Annotated in this window: 8 protein-coding genes, 1 tRNA gene and 1 pseudogene; 6 read left to right on the top strand and 4 right to left on the bottom strand. The window is 43.3% G+C overall.

Annotated features, from left to right (window positions below):
- The 6 genes and pseudogenes from AC1YY3_RS09460 to AC1YY3_RS09435 form a co-directional block, all read left to right on the top strand.
- Nucleotides 1-285, top strand: a pseudogene (locus AC1YY3_RS09460) (phosphatidylinositol kinase); the annotation flags it as partial.
- Nucleotides 282-1,016 (top strand): HIRAN domain-containing protein, encoded by a 735-nt coding sequence (locus AC1YY3_RS09455; protein WP_482194448.1) that lies wholly within the window; start codon nucleotides 282-284, stop codon nucleotides 1,014-1,016. The pseudogene AC1YY3_RS09460 and the gene AC1YY3_RS09455, both read left to right, overlap by 4 nt.
- A 271-nt stretch (nucleotides 1,017-1,287) precedes the next feature.
- Complete coding sequence (locus tag AC1YY3_RS09450; protein ID WP_482194447.1) at nucleotides 1,288-2,454, top strand: hypothetical protein; 1,167 nt, start codon at nucleotides 1,288-1,290, stop codon at nucleotides 2,452-2,454.
- A 12-nt stretch (nucleotides 2,455-2,466) separates the two neighbouring features.
- Nucleotides 2,467-3,264 carry a hypothetical protein gene (locus AC1YY3_RS09445; RefSeq protein WP_482194446.1) on the top strand — a complete coding sequence of 266 codons (798 nt, stop codon included), beginning with the start codon at nucleotides 2,467-2,469 and terminating at the stop codon, nucleotides 3,262-3,264.
- A gap of 259 nt (nucleotides 3,265-3,523) precedes the next feature.
- Nucleotides 3,524-3,718 carry a helix-turn-helix transcriptional regulator gene (locus AC1YY3_RS09440; RefSeq protein WP_482194445.1) on the top strand — a complete coding sequence of 65 codons (195 nt, stop codon included), beginning with the start codon at nucleotides 3,524-3,526 and terminating at the stop codon, nucleotides 3,716-3,718.
- Between the two features lie 479 nt (nucleotides 3,719-4,197).
- Complete coding sequence (locus AC1YY3_RS09435) at nucleotides 4,198-5,304, top strand: tyrosine-type recombinase/integrase (protein WP_482194444.1); 1,107 nt, start codon at nucleotides 4,198-4,200, stop codon at nucleotides 5,302-5,304.
- 113 nt (nucleotides 5,305-5,417) lie between these two features.
- Here the strand turns inward: AC1YY3_RS09435 and AC1YY3_RS09430 are convergent.
- The 4 genes from AC1YY3_RS09430 to pheT all read right to left on the bottom strand — a co-directional run bounded on the left by AC1YY3_RS09430 (nucleotide 5,418) and on the right by pheT (nucleotide 8,620).
- A tRNA-Pro gene (locus tag AC1YY3_RS09430) sits at nucleotides 5,418-5,494 on the bottom strand.
- A gap of 112 nt (nucleotides 5,495-5,606) precedes the next feature.
- Nucleotides 5,607-5,960 (bottom strand): MerR family transcriptional regulator, encoded by a 354-nt coding sequence (locus tag AC1YY3_RS09425; protein ID WP_481824947.1) that lies wholly within the window; start codon nucleotides 5,958-5,960, stop codon nucleotides 5,607-5,609.
- Nucleotides 5,941-6,240 carry an integration host factor subunit alpha gene (gene ihfA / locus AC1YY3_RS09420; RefSeq protein WP_023494044.1) on the bottom strand — a complete coding sequence of 100 codons (300 nt, stop codon included), beginning with the start codon at nucleotides 6,238-6,240 and terminating at the stop codon, nucleotides 5,941-5,943. The genes AC1YY3_RS09425 and ihfA overlap by 20 nt, the downstream gene beginning before the upstream one ends.
- A 4-nt stretch (nucleotides 6,241-6,244) precedes the next feature.
- On the bottom strand, nucleotides 6,245-8,620 hold the full coding sequence (pheT, locus tag AC1YY3_RS09415) for a phenylalanine--tRNA ligase subunit beta (RefSeq protein WP_481824948.1): 2,376 nt from the start codon (nucleotides 8,618-8,620) through the stop codon (nucleotides 6,245-6,247).
- Nucleotides 8,621-8,633: the final 13 nt, after the last annotated feature.

Below are 8,633 nucleotides of genomic sequence, written 5' to 3'. Positions count from 1 at the left end.
AATCGGCATATTAGCAGCTACGCAAAAAAAGCTCGGTCGGCAATTTACTTAACAAAAAGCGATCAAATTCCATTATCGACGGTCAGAGTATTTGAAATGGCGGCAACCCGAAGACCCAAAGCTGCTAAACTATGGTTACAGATACTAGGAGATATAACAAAACAACAATGTTTTGCTATATTTGAACGTGTACCAACAACAGAAATTAATGAAGTTTCAATAGACTTTGCCCTGGAACTCTTAGAAATTAATAAACAAAGGCTTTTACAAATCAAAATTTTATGAATGTGCTTTATATCGCCTGGCAAGACCCGCAAACTCGGTTATGGCATACGGTAGGACGATTGAGCAAGGAAAATGGGTTATATTATTTCACCTACACGCAGGGTGCAAAAACATCATCTCGCTTTCATTATTTGGGCAGAATGCAGGACTTGCACTTACGTTATGTCTCCAACGAATTATTTCCGTTGTTTGCTAATAGAGTATTGAGCAGCTCTCGCCCAGAATATCCTAGTTACGTTCGTTGGTTGGCTGTTGATCCAGAACAGCCGCATAACCCTATGGAACTACTTGCCCGTTCGGGCGGAAAACGCGCTACCGATGAGTTGTGTGTATATCCGCATCCAGATGTCAATGAAAATGGTGAAATCGAATTGTTCTTTCTTAGTCATGGATTACGGTATCTTGATCCTTGGGAGTTACAGCGTGTAAATAGTCTTAATGTCGGAGATAGCTTACTGTTAAGGGAAGAAGACAATGAAAAAGATCGTTTCGCCCTTCGCCTTGAAACCAACGAACCCGTTAAAGCAGGTTATTGTCCACGGTATCTGAATAAGGATTTAAGGCGTGTACTTTCTAAAACTGATGTTCACTTGACGGTCGAACGCTTGAATTTGGATGCACCTATTCAATTTAGGTTACTTTGCCGCGCTGTTCTTACACTACCGACCGGATTTGATTTATTTGCGGGGGATGAATATTTACCTTTGGGGAAAGTTGCCGTCGCTGCTTGATTTGAATCACCACACTTACCGCTTTGCGGTGTCGCTAACATATTTATCTGAAATAGAGCTTCTCTTGTTTGCCCATTCCAATTTTACTGTCAACTCTTTGTGGCTGATTTAGAGTTCAGCTAATTAATTTTAGTCATTCTGGTTATACCTTGCTCTAATCAATGCGATTTCACTTCCACGGCGCTGTTTTAAGTAAATTTTCCTATAACTTCCGATAACATACGACATAATAGCATTAGCTTCTTTCTTATGGCTATTTTGGAGGTCACAATTGGTAAGCCCTTACTCACATAAGCAATTTTTCAGGAAAATCCCGCCTAGCCAATTGGCCAGTTATTTTGCTTCCAAAAATGTCGATTTAGGCATTGATTTTAGTGCCTTCAACAATAAGCAAGTTGATAGCCTATTTACCGCCTTTACCGGCTTACCCGATGAGCTACTAAAGGTCATTGAAGCGGAATTTCAGGATATTCATGCGATGGCCTGTGATGGCGGCATTCAGGCGTTGATTGATGAGGCGGCATTCCCAGACCATAAGGAGGATGATTTTGTCGAGGCCATTTCTGACATAGACGGTCTACATGCCAAGGTGATGTGGGTTTTTCTTGAGAAGCGGTATTTATGGCAAGGGGCTTCTTTGTTACTCCATGCCGATAATGTGAGCAGTTCTTATTGGAGGAAACGGAATGATTTGCCCCGTGTGCCGCCTGATGTTGAACCTGCCGCTATCAAGGCGTTAGCAAATGCTATCAGCGCATATTTCCATGGCAAAGAAGGCCGTGGTAAAAATTGTAAGGTAGAGCCTTACCGCCGCCACAACAAGGAGTATTTCTTTGCTTATCCCGAAGATTTTGGCTTGTCTGCCGTGGAGTGGGTAAGTAATGCTTTAAAAAACCGCGCCCAACATCCTGCCTTTGAGATTATCTTTGTTTATTGCGAAGCTGAAGGTTCGTTAGACATTTACGCGCCTAAGAATACTAAGGCAGTGCCGGAATTGCAGAAGTTATTTGCCAAAGCCGTCCTTCATTTAGAAACGCTACCAGACGGTACGGTAGATAAGCGGGTTTACAATTTAGACCCGTTGGCGGAATCTGAGTTTCAGTTTCAAATAGAGCCTGAATCTGGGATTGAAAGTATTGAAATTACTCAATTAAGGCTCACTCTAAAGCATGGCGCAAAAAAACGCATTACCTTAGAAGCCGAAACTAAACATGATCCCAGTGCGGTTTATGATTTGCTGGAACTGCTAAAACCGCCGCCTTATTACATCACCCAAGCCCGTGTGAAAGTAACTTTTGTGCCAAAACCAGGCAAACGCGCGATAACAAAGCCATTCAACATCACTTACCCAAATTCGCTTTCGCTGGGGCATGATGGGGATGATCTAAAAATCCGCAAGATACTTGCGAAATCAGGGCTTGAGCTTAGGGCATTATAGTAATAGCACAGCATGACCTTCAATGATGTCCTTTTAGACTATTTGGCGCATTTACGCGCTGAAAAGAAAGCTATTAAGATTGGTTGGGATGCGGTAATTGAGTGGCCTGATGGCGCGTTAGATGCGTTCTTGCAGCTTGGCTTGCTTATACCTGCGCCAGCCGCGCAATCCATCGAGTGTAACGGGTGCGAGAAACATTGTTTCATGGATGTTATTACCCTTCCAGCCAATGATCCCGCCTTAACCCGTGCTTTTGTTGTGTGTGAAGATGCCGAAATGCAAAGCCAAATGGGGCGGATAACAGTGCCATTGGTTCGATTGCGGCAATGGCAGGGGAGCGTAAAACTGTTAGCTAAAGTAATCATGGATTTGTTGGAGTTAAAAGATAAGATTACGTTTTTAGCCAATCAATCTGTTATCAACTTAGGAATGCTAAAAGGTGAAAAGGGGCGGCGGTATGTTACGTTAAACCTCGCGGATTTGTCGCTTGAAATAAACCAGCACACCGTTCCAATTGATGAGGTTTTGTATTTTGATGTTAAGCAACTTGTTATTGACCGATACAAAATTGGTGAACTGCTTAATAGCGAAGCAATAAGCAAGGGCAAAAAATACACGCCGTCAACAAGTAAGCGGGAAGACAGAAAACTTGCAACTCAAGCTATGTTTCAGGATTGGAATGATGAATATTTAAGGCTTGAAAAAGAAAATCCCCAAAAAAATAAAACATGGTGCGCCAAACAAATCTTCAAATCGGACATTGCCAAAGGTAAAAGTGTTGAATATATCCGTAAAAACATGATTAAGTGAAAAAAGTTGGGCGGAAATATTTTGCCCAACTTTTTTCTTCATAACTTATAGATTTAGTAGTTTATTATTTTTTAATCCTCGTTGTTTCTTACTGTGTTTTTATTCAATCTAGGTTACAAAATGCCAGTAATATTTTGTAACCGCATGTTTTATTAGTATTAATAAATCATCATCTGGCCTAATAATAAAGTTTTATCGCCCAAATCGCACAGTTAAGCTCGCTCTTAAGTTTTCCAGTAATCACTTAAGAGGTTCGAGAATGTCGCACAGAATATTAAGACTACCTGACGTTAAAAGCAGAACGGGCTTATCACGCAGTACCATCTATTCGCATGTTGCCAACAAACAATTTCCCGCGCCAATCTCGTTGGGGGCTAGGGCTGTTGGTTGGTTAGAGCAAGATATTGAAGCTTGGTTGAGCGAAAAAGTTGAAGCCAGCCGCAAGGCTAAATAATGGGCAAGCGGCTTAGTCCCAACTTGGTAAAAATTCACCGAAGTTATTTGGTTGGGGAAGTGGCTGATTTGTTTTCAGTCCATAAAAACACGGTGCGTTCATGGTTCAAAGATGGTTTGCCTACAAATGATAGCAAAAGGCCGATGTTGATCCTGGGTTCTGACCTAAAGCAATACTTACAGTCGAAAAGGAAGCGCAATAAACGGAAATGTCTTCCTTATGAGATTTATTGTGTCCGTTGCCGATTACCTCAAATACCCGCTGGAAATATGGTTGATTTTAAGCCTATCAATAGCAAGATGGGGTGCTTGATTGGTCTATGTCCGTCCTGCGATGGTTTCATCAATAAATTTTATAATTTTGCCAATTTAGAGAAAATTAAGGGCAAATTAGACATCACATTCACGAAGGCACAGGAACACATAAACGAGAGTAACACTCCCCCCGTAAACTGTGACTTCAATAAGTGAGTTGAAACCATGAAAAAACACAACGCAAATAATGAAAGGATTAAGCGTAACTATTTTACCTTTCTCAAGGAAGCCAAGCGGCAAAACGAGAGTTCAGTTGATGCGGTGGCGATGGCAATCAGCCGTTTTGAATCCTATACGAAATATAAGGATTTTAAGGCTTTTCATCATCAACAAGCGGTCGGTTTTAAAAACCATCTTGCCAAACAAACCAATCAGCAAACCGGAAAGCCGTTAAGCAAAGCGACGCTTAATTCTACGCTGGGGCAATTGAAGGCTTTTTTTCAATGGTTGTATCAGCAACCTGGCTACAAGTCTCGGATTAATTATACCGATACCGACTATTTTAACTTGTCGGAAAAAGAAGTTCGCATTGCGACGGCGCGTCGGCATACGGCTTTTCCCACGCTGGAACAGATTATTCATGTGATTAACACTATGCCTAATCAAACAGCAATAGAAAAGCGTAACCGTAGCCTTATCGCCTTTACCCTATTAACAGGGGCTAGGGATAGTGCGATTGCATCTATGAAATTGAAGCATATTGATATTATTGGCGATAAAGTTTTTCAGGATGCCAGGGAAGTTAACACCAAATTTAGCAAAACCTTCACCACTAATTTTTTTCCCGTTGGGGATCACATCCATCAAATTGTTTATGATTGGGTGCGTTACCTAAAAGAAGTAATGCTTTGGGGCAATGATGATCCATTGTTTCCAAAAACTGATGTAATTGTTGGTGAAGAAAGGTTTTTTAAAGCAGAAGGACTTTTGCGAGAGCATTGGAGTACAGCATCACCTATACGGAAAATTTTTAAAGATGCCTTTGAATCGGCTGATTTGCCTTATTTTAATCCGCATAGTTTTCGTAATACCCTGGTAAGGCTTGGGCAAACAGTTTGCCAATCACCCGAAGTATTTAAGGCTTGGAGCCAAAATCTAGGGCATGAGGGTGTTTTGACAACCTTCTACAGCTATGGCGAGGTGCAAGAACATCGTCAGGGTGAGATTTTTCAGCAATTAAAAAAGCCTCGTTCGTCTGTCAACCAAAATGCTGAGGAATTTGCTAGGGCGGTTGTTAAAGCGATGGCTGCCCAAAAAGCCAAAGACATATAAATAAAGCCTGCACAGAAGTAACAATAAAATTTATTTGCTATCCCGAATGCTATCCCGAAAAAGCTATTCTTCTGCTTTCACAATGATGTTATTTTATAACATATTGATTTAAATGGTCGGGACGAGAGGATTTGAACCTCCGACCCCTTGCACCCCATGCAAGTGCGCTACCAAGCTGCGCTACGCCCCGACAGTATTAAAAATCTAAATCAAAAAGATGGTGTGGAATGGACTGCTGGCGCAATCTTATGGAAAGCTGGGCGGCGGATTATACAACAAGCCTACCCAAAGCGTATTGGATTCTATTTCAACAATTCAAGGATATCTTCAAGTTCACCGATCATTTGATGAATCAGTTGTTTAGTACGGGTTGAATCTTCCTTGGCGTTGTCGCTGGTCAAATGCGCCCTGGCACCGCCGATGGTATAGCCTTGTTCGTACAATAGGGCTCGTATCTGCCGTATCATCAACACATCGTGGCGTTGATAGTAGCGGCGGTTGCCACGCCGTTTTACTGGACTTAGCTCGGTAAACTCCTGCTCCCAGTAACGCAAAACGTGCGGCTTTACCCCACACAACTCACTGACTTCACCGATGGTGAAATAGCGTTTGGCAGGTATAACGGGCAGTTCGTTATTATTGCTTGGTTCCAGCATACGTTTCTACTCGGGCTTTTAGTTTTTGACCTGACCGAAATGTTACCACACGGCGTGCGGTAATGGGTATTTCTTCACCTGTTTTTGGATTCCGACCTGGGCGGCTGTTTTTGTCGCGCAACTCAAATTTTCCGAAACCGGACAATTTTACCTGTTCGCCATGCGCCAAAGAACCTTTAATTTCTTCAAAAAACAATTCCACCATTTCTTTGGCTTCACGTTTGTTTAGGCCCAATTCTTCGTATAGCCTTTCCGCAAAATCAGCTTTTGTTAATGCCATGTAATCAATCCCTCAGTTTTGCACCAATCGTCTTGGCCAATGTTTGTAATATATTGTTAAATATAGCATCTATTTCAACATCTGTAAGCGTTTGTGAAAAATTTTGTAACGTGATGCTGACGGCGACACTTTTGTGACCTTGTTCTATCCCTTTGCCACGGTACATATCGAAAATAGATATATTTTGTACGTTAGGCTCATTGCTGCTTTTTATGCTGGCGATAATATCGTCTGCTGAGACAGCCTCTTTTACGATTAGGGCCAGATCCCTGCTGACCGACGGGTATTTTGATAAGAGCTTGAACCTTGAAACCGTTTTGTTAAGCAACAAGTCTTGGTCGAGTTCAAATAAATAAACTGGGGTTTCAAAACCTAATTGCTTTTCAAGGCTGGGATGCAACATGCCCAGGATGCCTATTTTTTCACCAGCTTCAGATAAAATCTGGGCTGTTTGCCCTGGATGTAATGCAGAATGTTTGGCTGGTTCGTACTTAACAACACAACCTGTTAGCGACAATAAGGCCTGCACATCCGCTTTAAGGTCAAAAAAATCGACTTTACGGCTTTTTTCCCCCCACTGTTCTGGATAAAAGCTGCCTAAGATTAATCCTGACAACATTTTTTGCTGCTGTATTTGCCCACCAACGTTTAAAAACCGCAATCCGGTTTCAAAGAAACGTATTCTGGTCTGTTGGCGGTTGAGATTATGTAGTGCAGCCTTTAGCAAACCGCACCATAAGGTGCTACGCATTACCGATAGATCGGATGAGATAGGGTTTGTTATTTTAATCAGCACATCTTCAGCGGCCACGGCTTGCTGAATGTCTTCGTCAACAAAACTGTAGGTGATGGCTTCCTGATAACCCCGGTCAACCAGGAGGTCTTTAACCCTGTCGATGTCCAACACAGTTTCTGTCGCTTTGCCCAGTTCTGCCCACATCAACAAACTATTGTTGGGTATGTTGTTATAGCCGTGGACTCTTGCCAGTTCTTCAATGAGATCGGCTTCTATAGCAATGTCAAAACGAAATCCTGGCGGGGCTATATTCCAGCCCTCAGGGTGTTGTTCGATACACATGCCTAGGCGCACAAAGATGTCATGCACCTTTTCATCTGGTAAGGTTATGCCGAGCATTTTTGCTATTCGTTGCCGTCTTAATATTATCGCCGGACGTTGTGGTAATGATACCTCATGTTTGACTTCATTAATCGGGCCTACGCTGCCATCGGCAATCTCGATAATCAACTGGGTTGCCCGTTCGATTGCGCGGTGTTGCAAGGTTGCGTCTACGCCGCGTTCAAAACGATGTGATGAATCGGTATGTAAGCCAAAACGTCTGGCTTTACCAGCGATAGCCCGTGGTGCAAAGAAAGCACATTCTAGGAAAATATTTTGGGTAGTATCGCCAACTGCGCTGTCGCTGCCGCCCATTACACCAGCTAGTGCCAATGTTTGCTTGTCATCGGCAATAACTAGAGCTTCGTTATCTAACGTGATAGTTTGACCATTCAGCAGAGCCAATGACTCGCCGTTTCTTGCCATGCGTACCGTAATACCGCCGACTAGTTTATCTGCATCAAACGCATGTAAAGGCTGGCCTAGCTCTATCAGTACATAGTTGGTGACATCCACCACTGCACTTAAGCTTCTGATACCAGAGCGGCGCAGACGTTCCTGCATCCAGGATGGCGTTTCCGCCTTGGGGTTCACGCCTTTGATTAATCGCCCCAGATAACGGGGGCAAGCGGCCTTTTCTTCGACTGAGATAGGTAAGGTATCTTGATGATGGATTGCGGCTTTCTTTACCTGGATTGCCGTCCAATCCATGCTATTGAGCAAAGCGACTTCCCTCGCTATACCTTCAACGCTTAGGCAGTCGGCACGATTGGGGGTCAAGTCGATTTCGATGATGGTATCGTTAAGGTTTAGATATTCCCGAATATCCACGCCCACTGGCGCATCGGGGAGCAACTCCATTAAGCCGCTGGCATCGGCGGCTATGCCCAATTCCTTTTCCGAGCAGAGCATGCCTGAAGATTCCACGCCGCGCAGTTTAGATTGCTTAATCTTGAAGTCGCCGGGCAATACCGCACCGACTAAGGCGGCAGGGATTTTTAACGCTGGCCTGACATTGCTGGCACCACAAACAATTTGTAATGGTTCGCTGTTGCCTACGTTAACCATACAGACTTTTAGCTTGTCCGCATCAGGATGCTTTTCGGCAGTCAGGACTTCACCGATTACAACACCGCTGAATACTGCCCCAGCAGGTGTTAGCGAATCAACTTCCAGTCCTGCCATGGTCAATTGCGCGACCAGTTCTTCAGTCGATACTGGTGGATTGACGTATTCCCTTAACCAAGATTCACTAATTTGCATGATAACGATTTTC

The organism is Methyloglobulus sp. (genome assembly GCF_964779595.1).
This window is presented reverse-complemented; position numbering and strand designations above follow the sequence as displayed.